Source organism: Bacteroides sp. AM41-16 (assembly GCF_003603495.1).
GTDB lineage: Bacteria > Bacteroidota > Bacteroidia > Bacteroidales > Bacteroidaceae > Bacteroides > Bacteroides uniformis.
In genome coordinates this window covers 143,409-167,870 of record NZ_QTNE01000010.1, presented here as the reverse complement: position 1 = coordinate 167,870, position 24,462 = coordinate 143,409, and the positions used below count along the sequence as shown (strand labels likewise).

Here is a 24,462-nt window from a genome sequence, read left to right as displayed (position 1 = left end):
TAATGAGTAATATAAAAATCAATTGAATATGAATTTAAGAAATATATTCACTACCGCATTAGGCTGCTTCACCATACTGGCAGCCTGCGGCAATGACAATGACAGTAACATCACCCCTACACCGGAACCCAAGCCAGACCAACCCACGGAAGAGGCAAAGGATGTTACCCTCTATGTAACGAACACCAGTCGTACTTATGATTTGACAAAGTCCGGGCTGACCTTCGGCACCGGAAGCAACATGTCACCTTCTACCGTGACACTTGACCCTGCCACCCGCTATCAGGAAATGGACGGTTTCGGTGCAGCCATCACCGGCTCTACCGGTTACAACCTGATGCAGATGACACAAGAGAACCGCACGAAGTTTCTGACTGAAACATTCTCGGACAAAGAAGGCTATGGCTTCAGCTATGTACGTATTGCCATCGGTTGTTCCGACTTCTCATTCAGTGAATTCACTTGCTGTGACGAAAAGGGGCTTGAGCACTTTGCCCTTCCGATGGAAGACACCAAATATGTGATTCCTATATTGAAGGAAATTCTGGCAATCAATCCTGCCGTCAAAATAATTGCCGCTCCCTGGACATGTCCGAAGTGGATGAAAGTGAAAAGCCTGGAGGAACGTGTACCCTTTGACTCATGGACCAGCGGACACTTGAACCCCGAATATTACAGAACGTATGGCGACTATTTCGTAAAATGGATACAAGCTTTCGAAAAGGAAGGCATCAAAATCCACGCTGTGACTCCGCAGAACGAACCGCTGAACCACGGTAACTCAGCATCCTTGTTCATGGGATGGGAAGAAGCCCGTGACTTCATCAAGACCGGCCTGGGCCCTGCCTTCAAAGAAGCCGGAGTTACTACAAAGATTTATGTTTTCGACCATAACTACAACTACGACAATCTGGCCGACCAAAAAAGTTACCCTACCAAGATTTATGATGATGCGGAAGCCTCACAATACATTGCGGGCGCTGCCTACCATAATTATGGCGGTAACCGTTCTGAGTTGCTGAATATCCACAAACTCTATCCCAACAAGGAACTGCTTTTTACGGAAACCTCCATCGGTACTTGGAACTCCGGTCGCGATTTGGAAGCACGCCTGCTTAACGATATGGAAGAAATAGCATTGGGAACAGCCAACAACTGGTGCCGCGGCACCATTGTGTGGAATCTGATGTTAGACAGTGACCTGGGACCGGTAAGCCCCTCAGATGGTTCTTGCAAGACCTGCTACGGTGCAGTGGATATTGACAATACAAACTATTCTAAAATTGTCCGTAATTCCCATTATTACCTTATCGGGCACATGTCTTCAGTCGTGAAACCGGGAGCTGTACGTATCGGAACGACCGGTTACACAGCCAACGGAATCACCTACTCCGCCTTCGAGAATACGGACGGTACCTATGCATTCGTATTGGCAAACAACAATGCAGATGCCAAGCGAATCACCGTAAGCGACGGCACACACTACTTTTCCTACGAAGTTCCGGCCAAAGCAGTCGTTTCTTACCGTTGGAAAAAATAAAACTAATAATTTAAACAGAAGATTATAATGAAAAGCTTAAAATACTATCTAATGGCATTGGCAGGCATAGCCATGCTGAATGCTTGCAGCGATGACGATCCGGTTCCCGGCAACCCGACAATGGACTTTCAGGCAGAACCTTCTTCAGCCTTGTTCGGAGACAGTCTGCCTTTTACAATCAAGGCATCGGACGCAGATGTACCCCTTTCCACGTTAAAAGCGCGGTTATACTTCAGCGACGAAATGGTGTCAGAGACTATAATCCGTACAAAAGTAAACGGTCAAGACTATACCGGGAAAATATATGTTCCCTATCTGGCAAATATTCCCAACGGAACAGCTACATTGAAGTTCATTCTGCAGAACATCAATTTCACAATTACAGAAAAAAGCTATGACGTGGCGCTGAGTCGTCCGGACTTCCCCTACCTAACTCTGATTTCCGGAGACCAAGAATACCGCATGGAAAAAGTCGCAGCCAATCAGTATAGCGTGACCGGTGAATTTGCACAAAAAGTGAAAGGTTACATCAAAGCTCCTAAAGTAGGCGCCAACGGGAATGAAATCAACTTCGGATGGAGCAACGGTGCCATTACACAAGGTACCTCCAGTGAAATTACCTTCTCCAATCTGTCAGCTGGAGAATATTCCATCTCCTTCAATACGTTGACTTATGCAGCCGCTCCTTTCGTGAAACTACTGCTGAACGGTTCTGAAATGGAGATGGTGGATGATGACCATTACAGCATCGACCTCAATCTGAAGCAAGGGGACAACATCACTGCAGACATTCCCAACTTCGACCAATATTGGATAGACCCCGACTTCTTCGAAAAGAATGAAGACGGTTCGCTGAAGTTCCTGCCCATCGATGGAACTTATCGCGTCATTGCCAACCTGGCCCTGAATTATCTGGAAGTATTGAAAATGAACGGAACAAGCACCGCCACTCTGAACGATGACGGAACCGGCGCCCTTTGGATTATCGGTGACGGTATCGGTAAACCTTCCGTAGCGACCAATGCCGTAGGTTGGACCACAGAGAAAGGACTCTGTATGTCACAGATTGAAGCGAAGAAGTATCAGGTAACAGTAGTAGCGGGAGAGCAAATCAAATCTGATGACATCAACTTCAAGTTCTTCCACCAGCAAGGTTGGGGAGGTGAATATAAAAACGATGCCTTGTCTACCACCAGTGACTTAGTATTTATAGGTGACGGTACCAACGGACGTGATGCCGGCAACTTGGGCCTCGTAGAAGGCAAAAGCCTGGAAAACGGTGTCGCTTACCGGTTCACAGTTGACGTAACGGCAGGTGTCTCTTCGGCAGTTCTGACAGTAGAAAAGGTAGAAAGATAGACGGATAACGCAGAAGATTAACTAAATGAGAAAGGGGCTGGCTCTATAAAAGAGTTCAGCCCCTCTTGTTTATGCAGAATATATGTTCCGGATTTAGCTTAAACCTTCTTTCGCCTCTTCTTGTGGAATACGTATCGAAGTGTAAAGCTCAAGAATGGCGGCTATCGTCAGAGACACAATCCATTCATTGCCCCTTGTAAAGAGCATGAATGCCCCCGTAAGCACCAGCAAAAGCGCACCGAATATTTGCTGTCGGCGCAGGCGTTTGACAGTGGGACTTTTACATTTGGACGGAGAATTAATTTGGGCCAAAGCAACCATCGTAGCGCCGATAGTATATATATAAGGTGAAAGAGGCCAGCCCGTGATATAAACGGCAGCTCCTGCCAAGAGCATCACGGCCCCTACTGCGAAAAGGGCAGGTATCAGTTGTTTCATTCTTCTATATCTTCTTCAAATACATAAATATCCTCATTGGGCTTTTTCATCAGATACTTCTCACGGGCAATCCGTTCGATGGCACCGGAGTCGACGGCAAGCTCATTGAGCCGTTCGGTATTCTCCTCGTATTCCTTGCGGTACTTTTCTATTTCATCGCGCAGACGGCTTTCTTCCCGGGCGTAACCCAAACGGCGTACAACACTGTTCTCATCCAGGAACCCGATAATTACAGCAAACAACGCAAGCGTAATCAAATATTTATGCTTGCGGACAAAAGACCAAAGAGAAGCAAGTTTATCCATCTCGTTATCTACTATTTAGCAATTTATCATTCATGATGGAGCTTGTCCATCATATAACTTCACGTCACAAAGATAAGAGGAATAACCGAAAGATTTCTTTTTTTTGTGTACATTTGCACAAAAAGCAAAGAATATCCCGAATATGGAAAACTATATCGTATCTGCACGGAAATATCGTCCCTCGACCTTTGAGTCTGTGGTAGGCCAACGTGCACTGACCACTACCTTGAAGAACGCCATTGCCACCGGAAAATTGGCGCATGCCTATCTTTTTTGCGGTCCAAGAGGCGTGGGAAAAACAACTTGTGCCCGTATCTTTGCTAAAACAATCAACTGCATGAGCCCCACAGCAGACGGCGAGGCATGCAACCAATGTGAATCCTGCACTGCCTTCAATGAGCAGCGCTCCTACAATATCCATGAGCTGGATGCCGCCTCAAACAACTCTGTGGATGACATCCGCCAATTGGTGGAGCAGGTACGCATTCCACCTCAGATAGGCAAATACAAAGTATATATCATTGACGAGGTACATATGCTGTCCGCCTCGGCTTTCAATGCTTTCCTGAAAACACTGGAAGAGCCTCCACGCCATGCCATATTCATCCTTGCCACTACCGAGAAGCACAAGATATTGCCCACCATCCTTTCACGCTGCCAAATATATGATTTCAGCCGGATTGGTGTGGAAGATACCGTAGCACACCTCGCATATGTCGCCTCCAAAGAAGGTATCACTGCTGAACCGGAAGCGTTGAATGTCATTGCCCTCAAAGCAGACGGCGGTATGCGCGACGCACTATCCATCTTCGACCAGGTGGTAAGCTTCACCGGAGGACACATCACCTATAAGAGCGTGATTGAAAACCTCAATGTGCTGGACTATGAATACTACTTCAAACTAACCGGATTCTTTCTTGAGAACAAAATCAGTGACGCGTTGCTATTACTGAATGATGTGCTCAACAAAGGCTTCGACGGCAGCCACTTCATCACCGGACTTTCATCCCACCTGCGCGACTTGCTTGTCAGCAAAGACCCGGCGACACTGCCGTTGCTTGAAGTGGGCGCAAGCATCCGCGAACGTTACCAAGCACAAGCACAGCAATGCCCCCTCCCTTTTCTTTACCGTGCCATGAAGCTCTGCAACGATTGTGACCTGAACTACCGTGCCAGTAAAAACAAACGGCTACTGGTAGAGCTCACTCTGATACAAGTGGCACAACTGACCGCCGAGGAGGACGACGGTGCCAATGGGCGCAGCCCTAAACAAGCTATAAAACCCATATTCACGCAGCCTGCCGCCGCTCAGCAGCCACAGGCCACTGCTGCCATGCCCCAACAAACCGTACAGCCGGCAGTACAGACAAACAGCACTCCCCAACCTGCTGCCACGCAGCATAGTAATGCAACAACTCCACATGCCACACCTGCTGCCGTATTAATGGCGCAAGGGAGAGAAGAGAAAAAAATTCCGGTCATGAAAATGTCCGGATTAGGGGTCTCCATCAAACGCCCCCATATAGAAGAGGAACAAAGAAACCCTTCATCTAACCCTACTGCCGCCCACCAAGCAGCACAACCGGAAGAAGACTACATCTTCAATGAAAGGGATTTGAACTATTACTGGCAGGAGTATGCCGGACGTATGCCCAAGGAGCAAGTAGCCATAGCCAAGCGCATGCAGAACATGCGCATCACTTTAATAAATGACACAACTTTTGAGGCTGTGGTAGACAATGAAATCGTTGCCAAGGAATTTACCGGCATGATACCCACTCTGCAAAATTACCTACGTACCCGGCTAAAGAACCGCAAAGTCACCATGACTGTCCGGATTAGTGCTCCTACTGAAAAGGTACGTGCCTATGGACGCGTTGAAAAATTCCAAATGATGGCACAAAAGAACAGTGCACTATTACAACTAAAAGAAGAGTTTGGTTTGGAACTCTATTAATCCCTTCCAATCGCCTGCATAAAGTTGCTAACAAATTGAGTATAAAGGATAAAAAAACATCTATTTAATTTTTTATTTATTCATTTATATTTATTTTTGCCAATAATAAACAAAAGAGGCAAACAAACATTTGAGAACAAAAACAATTATATGGATGCTATTGGGGCAGATACTGTATACTTCTGTCTTATCAGCACATACAATAGCCAATCAAGAAAAGCAGAGTATTCTGCAATCATTGGTCAAAAGACAAGTTCTCTATGATGACTCTATATCCATAGACAGTGTCATTGCGTGGAGTGAGCAACTTCTTCCCATCCTACAATCAAATGAAGATAGAACAACATATTTTCTATTACAACTTCAATTGGCCAATGCCTATACATTGCGCGGCGATATCAGCTTAGCAACGAACCGGGCACAACTTATGTACGAAGAAGCTAAAGCAACAGACTACCAATTTGGTATGGTAGTGGCCAACCAAGCCATCGGAGACGCCTATAATACAATAGCCAACATGGGGGATAAAGCCCTGGAATCATACCAGGATGCTTTGACTGAACTATCCAACATTTCAGACCAGCATCCATATAGGACACAGCTTCTTTTAAAAATGTCCAACGTTCTGCAACGGAAAGGACGTCTGGAAGAAGCGGAAAAAATCCTGGAAGAGCTGGAGAAAATATTATATCAGGAGCCTGACTACCCGACAGACTTCTTTTTCTGCATCGAAAAGACGAATTTTGCCATTTCCCATGGACACCTCTCACAAGACTATCTTGATGAAGCAAACATCTGGCTCCACAAAATGGACTCCATTTACCAACTGCACCCAGAGAAGTTCTATCGGTTTCACTTGGATTATACCACTGCCGCCTACTATAGAGCCATGGGAAATTGGGACAAACAATACTGGAAACAAGCTCTGGACATCTACTCCAAATTGCAAGCAGAATACTCCGGTAATAAGCGCTCCACGTATTACCGCTGGACTTCGCTGGAAAAAATCTATCTCTGTAAAATACAAGGCATGGCCATGGAAGCCTGCCGAATCTACCAGGAATTGTATCCTCCTATAGATACACTCGCTTCACAAAGCTATATCCGGCAAATCAATACGATAAAGGCAAAATACCAGGTAGATAAGGCAGAGACGGCCAGCAATAACGAATACAATAAAATCATAACCAGCATATTGGTAGGAACGATGGCATTAGTAACGTTATTTGTTCTACTTGCCATCCTACTCAAAAGGCAACGGGAAAAGGTGAAACTCTCCACCCAAAAACTGGCAACATCACGGATAAATGCCGAAAATGCCATGCGTGCAAAAAGCGTGTTCCTCTCGAACATGAGCCACGAAATCCGTACCCCACTCAATGCATTATCGGGCTTTTCATCCCTATTGACGGAAGAGGGACTGGACGATGAGACACGCCGTCAATGCAATGAAGTTATCCAACAGAACTCAGAACTATTGCTGAAGCTTATTAACGACGTGATAGATCTATCGAGTCTTGAATTCGGCAAACTGCAATTCTGTATTGCACTACATGATGCCGTAAGCATCTGCAGAAACGTGATAGATACCGTGAATAAAGTGAAACAGACACAAGCTGAACTCACATTCACCACCGAGCTGGAAGAAATGCCCATCGAGACTGACGACTCACGCCTGCAGCAAGTCCTGATTAACCTACTGATAAATGCTACCAAATTTACCCCACAAGGCAGCATTGTCCTAAAGCTGGAAAAAGAAACGGACGATACCGTACTATTCACCGTAACAGATACCGGTTGCGGCATTCCCAAAGACAAGCAAGCCAACATTTTCCAACGTTTTGAAAAGCTGAATGAGAATGCTCAAGGCAGTGGGTTGGGACTCTCCATATGCCAACTTATCATAGAGCATATCGGCGGACAAATATGGATTGATTCAGAGTATGCCGAAGGCTCACGCTTCTGCTTCACCCATCCCATAAGCCAGAAAGGCAGAAAGGAGAATAAGAAATGAAACAGATATTTACATTGCTCATTGCCTTATGCTGGCTGTTACCGTCCGCACACGCAGATGTGCGACGGACAGAAGCCAAGGATAGCCTGCTACGTATATATCTTGCCTCCCCAGCCGATACCACCAGATTGGAAACCCTATATCAGATAGCACTGCTTGACCAACTGTCACCGACATTCATCTATTACGAGAACAAATTACTGGAAGAGGCCATCGCCCAGAAAAATATACTTTACCAGAGTGCGGCCATATATGCGCACATTATTTATTACTACAACCTACTGGACCAAAAACATGCAGAACAATGGCTGAAGAGGCTCGAACAGTTGTCTGAAGAGCACAACTACTACCGTCATTACTTCAGAGGCAAAAAGATGATGATAGAATTCTATGTCATCAGCCAGAAGATTGAATTAGCCCTCAAACAAGCACAAGACATGTACGACAAGGCTCAAAGTCTTGGCAACCATGACGGTATGCGCGAAGCATGCCTATGCCTGATGACTGGATATTTCAATACCTTACGTTACAAAGAAGGAATCACCTACCTAAACAAGGCTTTTGAACTGACAAGTCCGGATTCCTCCCTTGCCACTCAGATTGATTTATTGACAAAAGCGGTACTGGCTTACTCATATCTGCATGACAATGACAACATGTTCCGGTATCTGGAGGAACTCAACAATGCAAAAAACAGATTGCAGGAAGAAGGCACCACCGTACTGACAAACGGCTATACCAATTTGTATCTGCTCATAGATTTACAATACGCCCTTTACTATACCCGCCTTCAACGTCCTGCGGAAGCATGGGAATATTTGCAGAAAGCAGAGCGGCATCTCAGTACATCTTCATTTCTTCCTTATCGGTTGATACGTTTGGCAGCATATGCCGAATATTACCAACTGACAAAAGAATACGACAAAGCTTTGGTTTATTTAGAAGACGCCATTGAACTTGTAACCCCTATTTCACTGGATGATGCCATGATTTATGGACTTCAGAAAGCGGATATATTAGTAAAGATGGGGTTTCCGGACGACGCACTTCCTGTCTATAAACAAATAACCAAGGCAAAAGATTCGTTATATACAGTATTCTCCACCTCACAGATAGAACAGATACAAAGCCTATATAATATGGACCAACTGCTTTTCCAAAAAGAACAGCGGCAAGCCACTTTTCACCGTATCTGTCTCGTTACCTCCATCATCATCATTATAGCCTTGTTACTTTTCAACCTACATATGTATAGAAGCAGGAAGCGGCTGCAACAAGATGAGAAGGAAATGCGTAAATTGGCAATTATTGCCGAAGAAGCCAACGAAATAAAAAGCCGTTTCCTTGCCAATATGAGTTATAATATCCGTATTCCACTGAACAATGTAGTCGGTTTCTCCCAACTGCTTTCCACCGACAACGAACTGGATGAAGAAGAGCGAAAAGAGTATTCCGGTATTATCCAGACCAATTCGGGTGAGCTTATCCAACTGGTAAACGACGTATTGGACCTCTCACGCCTGGAAGCGAATATGATGAAATTTCAATTGCAGGATTGTAATGTAAAAGAATGGTGCAACGAACTAGGTTGTCTAATACAAATGCGTAGTGAAGGCCGTATCCTCCTGGAACTACAAGTGGAGGTGGGAGATGTGCGTATCCATACCGACGTCAACCGCCTTACACAAATAGTGACAAGTATGCTGCTTTATCCGAACGACTGCAAAGAAACGCGCAAAGTCAGCATGTTCTTGGTCAACCATCCGGACAAACACATCATCGCATGCCGGATAGAGAACAGTCCTATAGCCGATTCCAGGTTTGCCTCTCAAAAAGTATCAGTGCAACAGAAAATCAACCAGTTGTTCTTTGAACATTTCAAAGGTACCTATCAAACCGAGAATGTCGAAGAAGGAGAAATCGCAGTGATTACTTTTACCTATCCGACTCTTTCTTAAAAGTTGAAAATCGGCTTAAGCTCCAGCTAAAGCCAATAGTATCAGAGCAATTCGTTTACGAAATTCAAAAACGAACATTTTTCAGTCTCTGCGGTATGCTGTGTCGCTTTCTCGACTCCTTATTTAGACGACATACAAATTATACGTTTTTAATCAAGATTGATAGCAAGTAATAAAGAAAACCACTATTTTTGCCGAACGAATTAGTACTAATAATAATTTAAATCTAAAAGAAAATGGCTTACGTAATTAGTGACGATTGTATTGCTTGCGGAACTTGTATCGACGAGTGTCCGGTTGGCGCTATCTCTGAAGGTGATATCTATCATATCGACCCTGAGACTTGCACAGAGTGTGGTACTTGTGCAGATGTTTGTCCTTCTGAAGCAATTCATCCGGGAGAATAATACAATCCCAGTATCAAAAACAAAAGCGTGGGTAGATAAACTGCCTGCGCTTTTTTATATCCCCCACGTGAAATTCAGTACCTTCACCCCCCTCATTGTTATTTTCTATATACGGATAATACGTTAGTTCACAGACATGAACACTTTGTTCCATAAGTATAAAACAAAGTGTTCATATAGTAGAAAACAAAATGTTCGTATAATATAAAACAAAGTGTTTATACTGTATGGAACAGAGTGTTCGCTATAATGAAACAAAGTGTTCGTCATAACAAAACAAAGTGTTCGTCATAACAAAACGAACAGTCCGCTTTGATGAAACGAACTGTTCGTGACAGCATGACAGATGTCTTGCTAAAATAAGTTTGTAGAAGAAGTTAGAATCACTTCAGATTAGCCAGTACTTCTTTTATACGACGGATAGCTTCAACTATATTTTCATCGCTGGTTGCATAACTCATACGAATGCATTCGGGAGCTCCGAAAGAAGCACCACCTACGCAAGCCACATGAGCCACTTCCAACAGATACATGGCCAAATCATCTGAATCATTGATTTTACGTTCTCCGGCAGATTTACCGAAGAATGAATCGCATTTAGGGAACAGATAGAAAGCACCTTCCGGTACATTCACCTCGAAACCCGGAACTTCCTTGGCCAACTTTACAATCAAATCACGACGACGCTCGAAAGCCTTGCGCATTTCCTCCACCGGAACTTGTGTACCCGTATAAGCAGCCTCAGCAGCCTTCTGAGATACAGAACAAGGACCGGAAGTATACTGTCCCTGCAATTTATTGCAAGCCTTCACAAGCCATTCCGGACCTGCAATGAAACCGATACGCCAACCAGTCATTGCATATGCTTTGGAAACACCATTCACAATGACCGTACGCTCTTTCATTTCGGGGAATTGTGCTATGCTCTGATGCTTGCCGATATAGTTGATATGTTCGTAAATCTCATCGGCAATCACAACAACCTGCGGATACTTTGCCAATACTGCGGCCAGGCCTGCCAACTCCTCCTTGCTGTACACCGAACCCGTAGGGTTAGAGGGAGAGCAAAGAATCAGCGCCTTTGTCTTCGGGGTGATGGCAGCCTCCAGCTGTGCAGGTGTTATCTTAAAGTCCTGGTCGATACCGGCAGGTACGATAACCGGCGTACCCTCAGCCAACTTTACCATTTCCGGATAACTGACCCAATAGGGAGCAGGTACAATTACTTCGTCACCCGGATTTACCAATACCAGGATTGCATTGCAAACCGACTGCTTGGCACCATTGGCGCAAGAAATTTGTGCGGCGGTATATTCCAGACCGTTTTCCTTCTTCAACTTCTCTACAATTGCATTACGTAAGGCAGGATAACCCGGCACTGGAGAATAGCGAGAAAAGTTATCGTCTATCGCCTTTTTCGCAGCCTCTTTAATGTGGTCGGGAGTATTGAAGTCCGGTTCTCCCACACTCAGGTTAATTACGTCTACGCCTTGAGCCTTCAGCTCTGCGCTCTTTTGAGACATAGCCAGTGTCGCAGAAGGCGACAAACTGTTTAAACGATCTGATAATTGGTTCATTTTGTTACTATTTAATGATTGTTACGCAAATCCGGTTGCAAAATAAGCGATTTTCTTTGATATAAGAAAACAAAAAGACAGTTACTTATTGAAATGAAGTGTATGTCCCATACGTTCTTTCTTGGTACGGAGATAACGCTCGTTGTATGGATTCGGAGTAGTCTCAATAGCTACGTTCTCCGTTATTTCCAAACCGTAAGCCTCCAAGCCCACACGTTTCACGGGATTATTGGTCATCAGCCGCATTTTGTGCACTCCTATCTCACGAAGAATCTGGGCACCCACACCATAATCACGCTCGTCTGCCAGATGTCCCAGGCAAATATTAGCATCCACAGTATCCATGCCTTCTTCCTGCAATTTATATGCTTTCATTTTTTCCATCAGGCCAATGCCGCGACCTTCCTGATTCAGATATACAACTACCCCCTTACCGGCTTTCTCTATCATCTCCATTGCCTTATGCAGCTGCTCGCCACAATCACAGCGTTTGGAATTGAATATATCACCAGTGGCACAAGAAGAATGTACACGCACCAGAATCGGTTCATCCAATTCCCAAGTACCCTTGAACAAAGCTACATGTTCCAAACCGTTCGACTTCTGGCGGAAAGGAATCAAACGGAAATGACCGTGGTCTGTAGGCATATCCACTTCCACTCCTTTTTCTACAATAGACTCCTGCTTCAAACGGTAGGCAATCAAGTCACGGATAGAAATCAATTTCAAGCCAAATTCATCTGCCATTCTGCGCAATTCGGGCAAACGGGCCATTGTACCATCCTCATTCATTATTTCCATAAGGGCTCCCGCCGGATAAAGTCCAGCCAAACGTGCCATATCAATAGTAGCCTCCGTATGTCCGGCACGGCGCAACACACCTTTCTCCTGAGCATACAATGGATTAATGTGGCCAGGACGCCCGAAAGTGGCCGGAGTAGAAGCCGGATCGGCCAACGCCTGGATAGTAGCAGCGCGGTCTGCCGCAGAAACCCCGGTACTGCAACCTTCCAACTTGTCAATAGTCACCGTAAAGGGAGTACCCAATACAGAAGTATTATCCGATACCTGATGCGGCAAATCCAGTTCCTTGCAACGCGAAACTGTAATTGGAGCACAAAGCACACCACGGGCATGCTTCAACATAAAGTTTACTTTCTCCGGTGTAATCTTTTCAGCTGCAATTATCAAATCACCCTCATTCTCACGGTCCTCATCATCCACAACAATCACAAAGTTACCGGCTTTGAAGTCTTCAATGGCCTCTTCTATCGTATTCAACTTTACATTTTCCATAATCTATTTTGTTTTTATTTATTCTGATCCCTTTCTATAATTCCAATCACATCTTCATTTGTCTTGATAATCCGCTCCATATCCTTATTCAGACGGATACGGAATGCCCAGATACGGAAATAAAAGAACAAGCCTATCGGGAAAACAATACCGCAGAGCAAGTTTAACCAATAATTGCGGAACGGACGGACATGCGCATGGATGGGGATGACCGGATAGGTGTTCAGCGCTGTCAACAAAGTAACGGATCTTGTATTCGACATCTCATCTATCAGACTCTCCAAACGTTCGTTAATATCTTCCACTGCCTCATCCTGGCTATCAGTCATCCACAATTTAAAGTAATTGGGAGCACGTTTCAACCCCTTTCTATCAGCATATTCACGACAGTCTACGGACAAAGCCTTCAGCTCTTCCGGAATACGTGTATAATCAGGATCATGGATGATTACTTCCTTACGGAACAGATGGCGTACACTGCGAATACCCACAACCTTCTTGAACCAATTTATATAAGCATCAGCATTCAATACCACTGAATCATTGTTGGATTTATATGTCAAGAACGCACCCAATGGAGCCAAGACAGCAGTACTGGTCCACATACCCATCCAGACAACCCACTGTCCGTCACGGGCCATCTTATACCCCGTATTGTTGATGATGTAATAGATAATAAAAATCAATACAGAAACCACCACCGGCATTCCCAAGCCTCCTTTACGGATAATTCCTCCGAGTGGCGCACCAATAAAGAAGAAGATGAGACATGCCAGAGAAAGAGTCAGTTTCTCATGCCAGGAAGTCATGTGCCGTCGAAGGCTGCTTTCAGTCTGCGATATATTAAAGCTCTTAAAACTCCAGTCACTTCCCGCACTCTCTGCACGGCTGACGGCTGTGGATATAACCTTCTGTTTCTGCATCAGTGTAGCCACATTGTAGAGGCTGTCTACATTGTACTCACCTAAATAGGCCTTTTCAATCTTCAATGTATCCTCTTTAGACAAGCTGGCTGTCACCTTATAAGTTCCTGCCATAGCTTCTTTATAATAACCACGTCCCACACTGTCATTCTGCAATTTCATGGAATCAATATCCGCCTGCAGCATTCTCATATCCTTACTGTTGGACTGATTACTCATGATACCTGCATCCACCATATTAAAATCCGAATTGAACTCAATGATTGCATGCTTTTCGCGGAATGTCTCACGCCGGTAAGGCACATTCCTTTGGTTCATGTTCTGCGATTTCAAATTCTCAAACTGCTCACCACTGTATAAATGCAAATATAAATGCTGTTTGTCAGCCGTCATCTCCAGACGTCCCGAATCAGACTTGATAATTTGAGCATTCTCAAAACCTTTCTCAAAATTATATATCAGTACGTCATACAGCATACCAGTTTTGCGGTTCTTATGCTTCACATACAGATTATAACCATCTATTTCATCGTAGAACACACCTTCAGGAATATCCACTTCGGGAGATTTCTGCTTCATGGAAATAAGCAAAGTCCATAATTTTGTTTGGGCTTTTGGTCCTATGACATTTTGGAAATAGAAAGAGACACAACAGATGAAACAAATAAAGATAATCAGGGGCCGCATGATTTTCAATAAAGAAATACCGGCTGCCTTCATGGCAAGTAATTCAAAACGTTCTCCGAAATTTCCAAAGGTGATAAGGGCAGCCAGCAGAATAGCCAGCGGCAACGACGCAGGTACCAACGAAAGCGCAGAATAAAAGAAAAACTGTGCAAGGACAGTCATCTCCAATCCTTTTCCTACCATTTCGTCCACATACCTCCATAAAAACTGCATCATAAAGATGAAGAGGCAGATGAAGAAAGTACCCATAAAGAGCATGCAAAAGCTCTTCAAAACAAATATATCTAACTTTTTTATGCGCAGCATTTTACTCGTTTCATGCAATGAGAGCACAAAAGTAGTACAAAAAAGGGAGTACGGGAAATTTTTAATCTAAAGTTAACTAAAAACCACAAGTTCTTCGCAAAGTATCCACTTGCGATTCCCATAATTCACGCGAATCACCCACCTCGTCTATATCGGCAAAGTCTGTTATCTCCAATACGAAATCATTGGTCAACTCATTGTTTGTCATCTTCAGTTCAAAGTATTCTCGCTCGTTCTCATCGTCCAGCCAGCGGAAGCGGATGAATGAATACGCCCGCACGGCAATAATCTCGGCATCACGTTTTTCTGTTTTTCCCCAAAAAAAGGTTACTGTTTTATCGTCTGACTGAACCCTATCAGCAAACCAGCCCTCCAAACCAGTAGGGGTACTTATCGCTGCCCAAAGAATACTTTTAGAAGTCGCATTCAAGAGATATTCCAAATGTATTTTCTTTCTTTCCATAGTCTATTCTGCTTTTTATTGCGCCAGCCAAGATAAATACTTTTTTCTAATTACAGAAAATAAATCATCAAATTTATTTATACCTCCCTTTCCATACACCCCTAATTCATTGATAATGTTATACAAAGACGTTTAATAAAAAGTACTGCAAACCACTTCAGCACCCTATCAGCAAAAGAAAAAGCAGAAAATATCCATAAAAGTTTTGGCAATTTAAATAAAAGCTATATCTTTGCACCCGCAATCGAGAAATGATGGCGGGATAGCTCAGCTGGTTAGAGCGCATGATTCATAATCATGAGGTCCCCGGTTCAATCCCGGGTCCCGCTACAAAGAAGATTTAGACTGTTAGGAGGCTTCCACTCTTGGCGGTCTTTTTTGTTTTTAATACTCATTTTTTACTATGGTTTGTTTTCAAATTATAGTAAAAAGGAAAATATGAATACAAACAGTTGATATATGGATAGTCCTCTTGCATTTTAAGCCACTAACTTTGTGTGCAAATATCAAGTGACTATTATGAAAAGACAACTGTTCACATTTTCCTTTCTGTGTCTGCTTGCACTAGGTACAAGAGCACAAAATACCCTAACCTTGGAGGACTGCCTCAAAATAGGTATCGAAAACAACTTGTCCTTGCAAAGCAAACGGAAGGAAATACAAAAAGGGAAATACAGCATCTCTGAGAATCGAGCCAAACTGCTGCCCCAAATCAATGGTTTTGCCAACTATAACGACAATATCGATCCACCCGTCTCCGTTACCGACGGTTCAGCGTATGGCAATCCCTACAATGTAACCCAAACCTTGCAATACAACGCCAACTTTGGATTACAGTTGCAGATACCACTTTATAACCAGACACTCTACACCACTCTATCCATAGCCAAAACCATGGATGAGATGAATCGCCTTTCTTATGGAAAGGCAAGAGAAGACCTCATCCTCCAAATTAGTCAAATGTACTATTTAGGACAGGTTACAGCTGAACAGATTATTTTGATAAAAGCCAACATCACTCGCCTGGAAGAGTTGAGAGATATCACTCAAGCCTTCTATGACAACGGCATGGCTATGGAAGTAGATGTGAAACGCGTCAACATCAACTTGGAGAACCTCAAGGTGCAGCACGACAACGCACAAGCCATGATGGAACAGCAACTGAATCTACTTAAATACATTATCGACTATCCGGCGGAAGAAAGAATAGCACTGGTACCAGTGAATACAGAAACGATTACGCCCGCAGCACTCACCGGGCTATCCGAAACACTATATGAACTCCAGCTATTGCAATCACAAAAACAACTTGCTGAACAACAGAAAACAATAATCAGCAACGGTTACATCCCCTCCTTGAACCTGACGGGAAGCTGGATGTTCTCCGCCTATACAGACAAAGCTTACCATTGGTTCCATTCCGGCCCTTCCAACCATTGGTATCGCTCCTATGGAGTGGGCCTCTCCTTACGCATTCCCATTTTCGACGGACTGGACAAACGCTACAAGATGCGTAAGGCAACCATCGACATAGAGAACATCAAGCTCGCCCAAGAGAATACCAGAAAGAATCTTCAGACACAATATCTGAATGCTACCAATGACCTGATGAACAGTCAGCGTAACTTTAAGAAGCAGAAAGACAATTATCTACTTGCTGAAGATGTATATACCGTTACTATGGACCGTTATCGGGAAGGAATCGCTTCAATGACCGAAGTATTGCAGGACGAAATGCGGATGAGCGAAGCCCAAAACAACTATATCAGTGCCCACTACAATTACCGGATAACCAATCTGACTTTGCTGAAGCTGACGGGACAGCTGGAGACGTTGAGCCCCTCAATTCCTTAAAGAGGAAGATGAATAGAGTCCGTATTCAAGGACGGATATATATATAATAATGAGTAAACAATATAATATAGAAGATATGGAAACAAAAGAGAACAATAACACCGCAAGTACCCATCAAGAGAAAGCACGGAAATTGAAGAAGCTTCGCCGTTGGCAAATCGTTGTCAGCCTATTAGGAATAGCTATCCTTATCTGGGGAATAATTCAAGTGACCTGCCTCTTTTTGAACTACAAACGGACGGAAACCAGTAATGATGCACAGATTGAACAATACATATCTCCCGTCAATCTGCGCGCATCAGGATATATCAAGAAAATTTGTTTCACAGAACACCAAGAAGTACACAAAGGAGATACCTTACTTATATTGGACGACCGGGAATATAAAATCAGAGTCATGGAAGCTGAAGCTGCACTCAAGGATGCACAAGCCGGCGCCACAGTCATTGGTGCTACACTACAAACCACGCAAACTACAGCCTCTGTCTACAACGCCTCCATAGCAGAGATAGAAATCCGCCTTACCAAGCTGGAGAAAGACCGCCAGCGATACCAGAACTTGGTGAAGAGAAACGCTGCCACCCCCATTCAATTGGAACAGATAGAAACCGAATATGCAGCTACCCACAAGAAGTTGGAAGCTGTGAAACGGCAACAGAAAGCTGCCTTGTCGGGTGTGAACGAAGTGTCACATCGCCGTGAAAATACAGAAGCTGCCATACAACGGGCAACAGCCGCACTCGAAATGGCACGGCTGAACCTCTCCTACACCGTAGTAGTAGCTCCTTGTGATGGGAAATTGGGACGGCGTACTCTTGAAGAAGGACAATTCATTACTGCTGGACAAACCATCACCTACATTCTGCCTGACACACAAAAGTGGATTATAGCCAACTACAAGGAAACCCAAATTGAGAATCTGCACTTGGGACAAGAAGTAGCCATTACCGTTGATGCCATCAGCGGCAAAGAGTTCAAAGGGAAAATCACTGCCATCTCCGGAGCCACTGGTTCCAAGTATTCCCTAGTGCCCACGGATAATTCTGCCGGTAACTTCGTGAAGATACAACAACGCATCCCAGTCCGCATCGACTTTACCGATTTGTCTAAAGAAGACAACAGTAGCCTTGCCGCCGGTATGATGGTAATAGTCAAAGCGAAAACAAAAAAATAGGGATTAAGGATTAGAGGTTAGGGATTAAGGCAACCAACTCCTTAATCCTTACCCCCTAATCCTTAATCTTTAACCCTTAATCCCTAACCCCTTAACCCTTATCCCCATGCCCTCATACCCCAAGAACTATCCTTTCTACAACTGGGTACCCAAACCGGTAGGTATCATCATCCTATTCGTATTCTTTTTGCCGATACTGACTGTGGGCGGTACCTACTCGGTGGCAAGCACCGAAATGATGAGCGAACTCGGCATCATTTCCGAGCATATCCAGTTTGCCAACTTCGCCACTTCCATTGGCATGGCAGCATTCTGCCCTTTTCTGTATAGGCTGGTAGTCATACGCCGGCAGAAAATGATGTGCCTGGCAGGATTCTCCCTGATGTACATCTTCAGCTATATCTGTGCCAAGACAGACAGCGTTTTCCTGCTGGCACTATGCAGCATCTTTATGGGATTCCTACGAATGGTGCTGATGATGGTCACCCTCTTCACCCTCATAAAGTATGCAGGGCATATCGAGGCGTACGACAAAATTACACCCGGCAACGAGCCCACAACTGACGAAGGCTGGGACAAGCTGGACATCGAACGGAGTGCGGCACAACCCGCCATCTACCTATTCTTCATGGTACTGGGGCAATTGGGAACCTCGCTCACCGCCTGGCTCGCTTTTGAATATGAATGGCAGTACATACACTACTTTATGATGGGGCTACTATTACTTTGCATCCTCATCACCTTCATTACTATGCCTTATCATAAATATACCACCCGCCGTTTCCCCATCAACTTCAAGCAGTTCGGCAATGCCTCCATCTTCTGCATCACACTGACCTGCATTACCTACGTGCTTACTTATGGCAAAGTGCTCGACTGGTACGACGACCCAACCATACGATGGGCCACAGTCTGCGCCATCATTGCTGGCGGCATATTCCTCTATATCGAGTCTACCCAGCGCAATCCTTACTATCAACTCGATGTATTCAAACTGCGCACCATCCGTATGGGTTTCCTATTCTATTTTCTGTTAATGGTACTGAATTCCAGCGCCATGTTTGTCAACGTATTCACAGGCATAGGCATGAAACTGGACAACTTTCAGAACGCCACCCTAGGCAACTGGTCCATGCTGGGCTACCTCATCGGCGGTATAGCCACCATCTGGCTCAGTGTGAAAGGCGTACACTTCAAATATCTCTTTGCCGCCGGTTTCCTTCTATTGGGGCTTTCCACCATGTTCATGTATTTCGAGGTACAAGGTGCAGGACTGTACGAACGGATGAAGTATCCGGTCATCATCCGTTCTACCGGTATGATGTTCCTCTATTCGCTGATTCCAACCTACGCCACCCAACGCATGCCTTACAAATATCTTTCTTCCTGGATATGCACCATGCTTACCGTACGCATGGTATTGGCTCCCAGCATCGGAGCCGCACTCTATACGAATGTACTGCAAGAACGCCAGCAGCACTACGTCACCCGCTATGCACAGAATGTAGACATGCTACACCCCGAAGCGTCCGCCTCGTTTACCCAAACTGTACAAGGTATGCAATATCAGGGAAAGAGCAAACAAGAAGCAATCAACATGGCTGCCATATCCACCAAAGGACGCATCCAAGTACAAGCCACTCTCTCTGCTATAAAGGAAATGGCAGGATGGACACTCTATGCCTGCCTGATTTGCATGATATTTGTGCTTGTCGTGCGGTATCCTAAACGAAAATTACTAACTTAGCGGACAATTTTCAGTACAACCTGTAATTTTGTCTGTTATGGATACCCAACAAGAACGTTTATCCCACTTGGACCACGCATTGTCAAACGGAGAAAACATTTGTAGTTCAGAAGGTATGCTCTGCTCCTTTCCCACCTCCCTGAAGAAACCTTTTATGATTAATGGAGCAGGACTGATAGTTTGCCGCCAGGGTAACTTCACCTTTTCGCTCAATATGAAAGTATTCTCGGCCCAGGCTGGCGAAACAGTTTTCATTCCGGAAGATTCCCTCTTCCAAGTGCTGAGCGAATCGGAAGACCTGCAACTATTCATATTCATTTACCAGATAGAACCGATACGGGACATCATAGGCAATTCAGTGGCAGCCATGTACCTATACATGCAGCTCCGGACTGAACCATGCTACGTATGGAACACCGGAGATGAAGAAGAAGTTTTGAAATACATGTCCCTATTGGACAATACCCTGCACTTAGACAACAACACCTTTAATGATTACGAACAAAGACTGCTTCTACTGGGACTTACATACCGCATCTGTTCCATTTACAACCGTAAACTGATGAACCTAAAAACAACGGTTGGTCACAAACATGAAATCTTTATCCGGCTGATTCAGCTGATAGATGCACACTACACGGAAGAACGCGGCGTAGAGTTTTATGCAGACAAACTCTGCTTATCACCCAAATACCTCTCTGCACTATCCAAGTCCGTCTGCGGATTCACGGTGCAGGAACTGATATTTAAATCCATCATCCGCAAAAGCATCTCACTACTCAAGAACACCCAGAAAAACATCCAGGAAATCGCCGACTTCTTCAATTTTCCCAATGCTTCTTATTTTGGAACATTCTTCAAGAAACAAACCGGCATGTCTCCGCAACAGTACCGTAAAAAATAGAAAACGTTACGCTTTCAACCGGATAACGAAGCGACTCCCCTTACCCAGCTCACTCTGGACAGCCAATGTACCGCCATGAGCTTCCACAAAGTCTTTCGAAATGGAAAGACCTAAACCACTACCTTGCACTTTAGTGCCCGGCACTCGGAAATAACGGTCAAAAATGCTCTGATGATAACGCGGGTCGATACCTTTTCCAAAGTCCTGCACATACATTTCTACAAAGTCCCCGTCATGCCTAGCGCCGATAACCACCCTCCCGTTCTCTTTGGAATAGCGGATAGCATTGCTCAATAAATTGGTGAGCACCCAAGCAATCTTTTCGCTGTCGACAAACAATTTAGGCATTTTTTCTTCCGGATACTCCACTTCTATCTGAATGCCGAATTTATCAGCTTGTACCTGATTGGCCTTGATAGCATACTCTATCAGTTCAATGGGCTTCGTTATCTTAGGCATCATCTGCAATTTACCGGCTTCCACCTGCGTCATGTTCAATAATTCCCCGGTAATCCCAAGAAGGCGATCAGCATTTTCCTTGATGCTGTTCGACAATTGCTCCTGTTCGTCGTTCAACACCCCTACCCGTTTGTCCTCCAACAACTGCAGACTCATCAGAATAGCGGATATAGGCGTTTTCAGTTCATGAGAAATAGTCGAGATAAAAGTAGTCTTGGCACTGTCCAATTCTTTGAATTCTGTAATATTTTTCAGTAAAATCACATCGCCAAGATTATGAGGTTCGTCATCATCAGCCTCTGTATTTATAATGGTAATGTAAGAAGCTTTAAAATAACTCTCCTTATTGTCTGCATAAATTTTCAACGGTTCTTTCTTTTCACCCGGAGTTACCAATTCACGAACTAAACGGCGAAGCAAATCATTCTTCAAAGAAAGCTCCTCAGCCGAACGGCGAATTACTTCCTCCCGTTTCAAATTCAGCACAGTTAAAGCCTCATTATTGATAAAGAGAATTTCCCTATTACGGTTCAAGCCAATAATAGGTTCATCAATACTATTCACAATAGCTTCTAGAAATTTCTTAGCAGAAAGTATGTCGTTCAGCGTACTGGCGCGATACTCCGTCAGTCGTTCCGCCATCCGATTAAAGCCATCAGCCACTTCACGAAACTCTTCGTGTCCACTCATATCCAGACGTTTCTCATAATTATGGTTCGCTATTTCAAGAATCCCACGTGTCAGTTCTTGAATAGGTTTGCTGATGGAACGGGGAAGCCATACCAATAATATGATACTGGCAAAAATACACACCCCACCTATCACAGAAATCCAGAGCAATGCACGTTGCAATCCCGGTACAGCAGCAGGACTATCCGGCTCCGTAGCCGTCAGTATCTGTAGATTCACCACAGAAAGAGCAACCAGCAAAATAATCATTCCAGCCAACACCCCTACGCTGAGTATCAATTTTGTACGAATATTCATAATGTTCCTAAGAATTAATATTATGCAAGTATAATCAAATCTATGTTTACTTGTGCCAAATCATGCACAAATTTTCGGTATTTCAATATCATAAACAATGATTTCGGAAAAGAAAGTGACGGACTTCCCATGCAGACAGTTGTTATCTGTTTCTCCCTACAAGTATCCACAATGCTTCCCAACACATCCGACGATTGTACCTGAACAACCTCCCCCCCCAGTTCAGTCACCAATTTGAAGTGGTTCAACAAATACCTTTGATTTGCCAGACCGATACGGTCAGTACTTTCTCTGGGAGTCTGTACATAAAGGGCGACAAACGAAGTATTGTAGCGGGTTGCCAGACGTGCAGCTTTACGAATGATGCGTCGTGGTGTTTTCTCGTTGCTGCTGATACATGCCAGAAACTTCTCATGACGGACTCCCACACTGGTAACCACCTCATTCTCCACTTTCTTTTCCACCCGCAAAGCCACCTCTTTCAAAGCCAGTTCACGTAATTGGAGAATATTTTCCGTTTTGAAGAAATTGTTCAAGGCAGTAGGGACCTTTTCCGGTTTGTAAATTTTTCCAGCTTTCAAACGGGCTATCAATTCTTCCGCAGTCAAGTCAATATTCACCACCTCATCTGCCTCTTGCAAAACGCTATCGGGAATACGTTCCTTCACCTCAATACCCGAAATGCCCTGCACTTCTTCATTGACACTCTCAATGTGCTGGATGTTAACGGCGGAAATCACATTGATACCCTCATCAAGCAAATCCATCACATCCTGCCAGCGTTTCTCATTCCGACTACCTTCCACATTGGTATGTGCCAGTTCATCCACCACTACTATCTCAGGGTGTATCTGGATAATGGCATCCAAATCCATTTCTTCCAGTTCTTTCCCTTTATAGAATATCTTACGACGAGGAACAACGGGCAATCCTTCCAACATGGCATCCGTACCGGCACGCCCATGTGTCTCTATATAGCCTATCTTCACATCTACTCCGTTGTCAAGTAACTCGTGTGCTTCCTGAAGCATACGATAAGATTTACCTACACCGGCAATCATGCCGATGTAGACCTTGAACTTGCCACGCCGCGACTTTTTAATCAAATCAAGAAAATGTTGTACGCTTTCTTCCCTACTCATTTCTTCTGTTTCTTGCTTGTTTTATATATACCATATAACCCGCAACGATCATCACGACCGCCACGGGCATCCAACACTAATTCATGAGTTCTAAAGTTATATCTAAATAAATCATGGCCTTAAAGTAACGCCGAATACCAGATGTGCATCTTCCATACGAGGGTTCCAAATGGCTTGTGCAAATACAGGTATTGAGAAACTGTCAGTAATCTCGATTTCCGTAATGCCTTTCAGTGCCACATTGGTTACAGCAAACCCGCTGTTAGGAACGCCATATACTCCTACCCCAGCTTCATAAGGCAGAAATCCGCAAGTAAGGTTCAAATCTACAGACTTAACACTGAACGGATAGTTGAGTTCAACATACGAAGAATAATTCTGCCTGCCTTTGTCATCTTTGTCAGCTCCGGCAAACATAGTGTACCAAGCGATTGACAAAGGAAACTTTTCAACCGGCAATGTATAGGCTAATCCCGCTTCAAAGTGATGAGCTGTTTCGTGGCTCTTAAAATTAAAATACTTTCTTGCTCCTTGTCCGCCCCACCACAAGCTGGCAACAGAAAAAGTTAGACCTGATTCTCCCAAAGCATAGGCAGCCGTCAAATCAATCTCCTTAGCCGCAGCCCCTTCTCCTGAAGAAACTCCGTCAAAATCGGTAGAGCCCCATGCCGTCAAAGAAAAATCACCGACCCCAAAACCCAAAGTGGGCTGAAAACTGACTCCCGTCTGGTAAAAGCCGCGCCAAACATAAGAACTGACTAAATCACCTTGTATTGTAAATTCCTGAGCTTGCACTTTGCCGGTTCCCATAAAACAAGCAGCTACCATACTCGCAAAAACTAGAATTGATATTTTTAAACTTTTCATATCCAACTATTTATTTACCATTACTAATCAATCGTTGAAAGGCAGGAAGGAAGTTTCGGCTCCCCCTGTAAAATGACAGTCTTTCGCTGCCTGAACAG

Annotated in this window: 19 protein-coding genes and 1 tRNA gene; 11 read left to right on the top strand and 9 right to left on the bottom strand. The window is 44.3% G+C overall.

What is annotated here, in order from left to right; translation table 11 throughout:
• Positions 1 to 28: 28 nt before the first annotated feature.
• On the top strand, positions 29 to 1,540 hold the full coding sequence (locus tag DW896_RS11235; protein ID WP_117652758.1) for a glycoside hydrolase family 30 beta sandwich domain-containing protein: 1,512 nt from the start codon (positions 29 to 31) through the stop codon (positions 1,538 to 1,540).
• 27 nt (positions 1,541 to 1,567) lie between these two features.
• Positions 1,568 to 2,899, top strand: coding sequence for a DUF5125 domain-containing protein (locus tag DW896_RS11230; RefSeq protein WP_005834880.1), 1,332 nt, complete (start codon positions 1,568 to 1,570; stop codon positions 2,897 to 2,899).
• 93 nt (positions 2,900 to 2,992) lie between these two features.
• Here DW896_RS11230 and DW896_RS11225 read toward each other — a convergent pair whose 3' ends face one another.
• Both DW896_RS11225 and DW896_RS11220 read right to left on the bottom strand, forming a co-directional pair.
• Entirely contained in the window at positions 2,993 to 3,337 is a 345-nt protein-coding gene (locus tag DW896_RS11225; RefSeq protein ID WP_005834878.1) for a hypothetical protein, read from the bottom strand.
• Positions 3,334 to 3,642 carry a septum formation initiator family protein gene (locus DW896_RS11220; protein WP_005824736.1) on the bottom strand — a complete coding sequence of 103 codons (309 nt, stop codon included), beginning with the start codon at positions 3,640 to 3,642 and terminating at the stop codon, positions 3,334 to 3,336. The genes DW896_RS11225 and DW896_RS11220 overlap by 4 nt, the downstream gene beginning before the upstream one ends.
• Positions 3,643 to 3,784: 142 nt before the next feature.
• On the opposite strand from DW896_RS11220, the gene DW896_RS11215 reads away from it, so the two are divergent.
• From DW896_RS11215 to DW896_RS11200, 4 genes are all read left to right on the top strand, one after another.
• Entirely contained in the window at positions 3,785 to 5,599 is a 1,815-nt protein-coding gene (locus DW896_RS11215; RefSeq protein ID WP_005824735.1) for a DNA polymerase III subunit gamma/tau, read from the top strand.
• 154 nt (positions 5,600 to 5,753) lie between these two features.
• Entirely contained in the window at positions 5,754 to 7,613 is a 1,860-nt protein-coding gene (locus DW896_RS11210; RefSeq protein ID WP_057097715.1) for a sensor histidine kinase, read from the top strand.
• Positions 7,610 to 9,571 (top strand): HAMP domain-containing sensor histidine kinase, encoded by a 1,962-nt coding sequence (locus DW896_RS11205; RefSeq protein WP_057258909.1) that lies wholly within the window; start codon positions 7,610 to 7,612, stop codon positions 9,569 to 9,571. The genes DW896_RS11210 and DW896_RS11205 overlap by 4 nt, the downstream gene beginning before the upstream one ends.
• Positions 9,572 to 9,807: 236 nt before the next feature.
• Positions 9,808 to 9,978, top strand: coding sequence for a DUF362 domain-containing protein (locus DW896_RS11200; protein WP_005834872.1), 171 nt, complete (start codon positions 9,808 to 9,810; stop codon positions 9,976 to 9,978).
• Positions 9,979 to 10,361: 383 nt separating this feature from the next.
• On the opposite strand, the gene DW896_RS11195 is transcribed toward DW896_RS11200, so the two are convergent.
• The 4 genes from DW896_RS11195 to DW896_RS11180 all read right to left on the bottom strand — a co-directional run bounded on the left by DW896_RS11195 (position 10,362) and on the right by DW896_RS11180 (position 15,230).
• Positions 10,362 to 11,555: a pyridoxal phosphate-dependent aminotransferase gene (locus tag DW896_RS11195; protein WP_117652759.1), complete on the bottom strand. Its 1,194-nt coding sequence runs from the start codon at positions 11,553 to 11,555 to the stop codon at positions 10,362 to 10,364.
• Positions 11,556 to 11,636: 81 nt separating this feature from the next.
• The gene (locus DW896_RS11190) at positions 11,637 to 12,851 is read right to left on the bottom strand and encodes a bifunctional 3,4-dihydroxy-2-butanone-4-phosphate synthase/GTP cyclohydrolase II (protein ID WP_005824728.1); all 1,215 of its coding nucleotides are present in this window, start codon (positions 12,849 to 12,851) and stop codon (positions 11,637 to 11,639) included.
• A gap of 14 nt (positions 12,852 to 12,865) precedes the next feature.
• The gene (locus DW896_RS11185; RefSeq protein WP_005824727.1) at positions 12,866 to 14,767 is read right to left on the bottom strand and encodes an LptF/LptG family permease; all 1,902 of its coding nucleotides are present in this window, start codon (positions 14,765 to 14,767) and stop codon (positions 12,866 to 12,868) included.
• Positions 14,768 to 14,843: 76 nt separating this feature from the next.
• Positions 14,844 to 15,230: an START-like domain-containing protein gene (locus DW896_RS11180; RefSeq protein ID WP_005824726.1), complete on the bottom strand. Its 387-nt coding sequence runs from the start codon at positions 15,228 to 15,230 to the stop codon at positions 14,844 to 14,846.
• Between the two features lie 256 nt (positions 15,231 to 15,486).
• Between DW896_RS11180 and DW896_RS11175 the strand changes: the two genes are divergently transcribed.
• The 5 genes from DW896_RS11175 (at position 15,487) to DW896_RS11155 (ending at position 20,909) form a co-directional block, all read left to right on the top strand.
• Positions 15,487 to 15,560: transfer RNA gene (locus DW896_RS11175), tRNA-Met, on the top strand.
• A gap of 189 nt (positions 15,561 to 15,749) precedes the next feature.
• The gene (locus DW896_RS11170) at positions 15,750 to 17,084 is read left to right on the top strand and encodes a TolC family protein (protein WP_035449691.1); all 1,335 of its coding nucleotides are present in this window, start codon (positions 15,750 to 15,752) and stop codon (positions 17,082 to 17,084) included.
• Positions 17,085 to 17,160: 76 nt separating this feature from the next.
• Entirely contained in the window at positions 17,161 to 18,258 is a 1,098-nt protein-coding gene (locus tag DW896_RS11165) for an HlyD family secretion protein (RefSeq protein WP_119993260.1), read from the top strand.
• A gap of 106 nt (positions 18,259 to 18,364) precedes the next feature.
• Positions 18,365 to 20,005: an MFS transporter gene (locus tag DW896_RS11160; protein WP_119993253.1), complete on the top strand. Its 1,641-nt coding sequence runs from the start codon at positions 18,365 to 18,367 to the stop codon at positions 20,003 to 20,005.
• 37 nt (positions 20,006 to 20,042) lie between these two features.
• On the top strand, positions 20,043 to 20,909 hold the full coding sequence (locus DW896_RS11155; RefSeq protein ID WP_119993252.1) for an AraC family transcriptional regulator: 867 nt from the start codon (positions 20,043 to 20,045) through the stop codon (positions 20,907 to 20,909).
• A gap of 6 nt (positions 20,910 to 20,915) precedes the next feature.
• Here the strand turns inward: DW896_RS11155 and DW896_RS11150 are convergent, their stop codons facing one another.
• The 3 genes from DW896_RS11150 to DW896_RS11140 form a co-directional block, all read right to left on the bottom strand.
• Positions 20,916 to 22,355 carry a PAS domain-containing sensor histidine kinase gene (locus DW896_RS11150; protein ID WP_117601302.1) on the bottom strand — a complete coding sequence of 480 codons (1,440 nt, stop codon included), beginning with the start codon at positions 22,353 to 22,355 and terminating at the stop codon, positions 20,916 to 20,918.
• Between the two features lie 20 nt (positions 22,356 to 22,375).
• Positions 22,376 to 23,497 (bottom strand): sensor protein KdpD, encoded by a 1,122-nt coding sequence (locus tag DW896_RS11145; protein ID WP_119993250.1) that lies wholly within the window; start codon positions 23,495 to 23,497, stop codon positions 22,376 to 22,378.
• Between the two features lie 111 nt (positions 23,498 to 23,608).
• Complete coding sequence (locus DW896_RS11140) at positions 23,609 to 24,364, bottom strand: hypothetical protein (protein ID WP_119993248.1); 756 nt, start codon at positions 24,362 to 24,364, stop codon at positions 23,609 to 23,611.
• Positions 24,365 to 24,462: the final 98 nt, after the last annotated feature.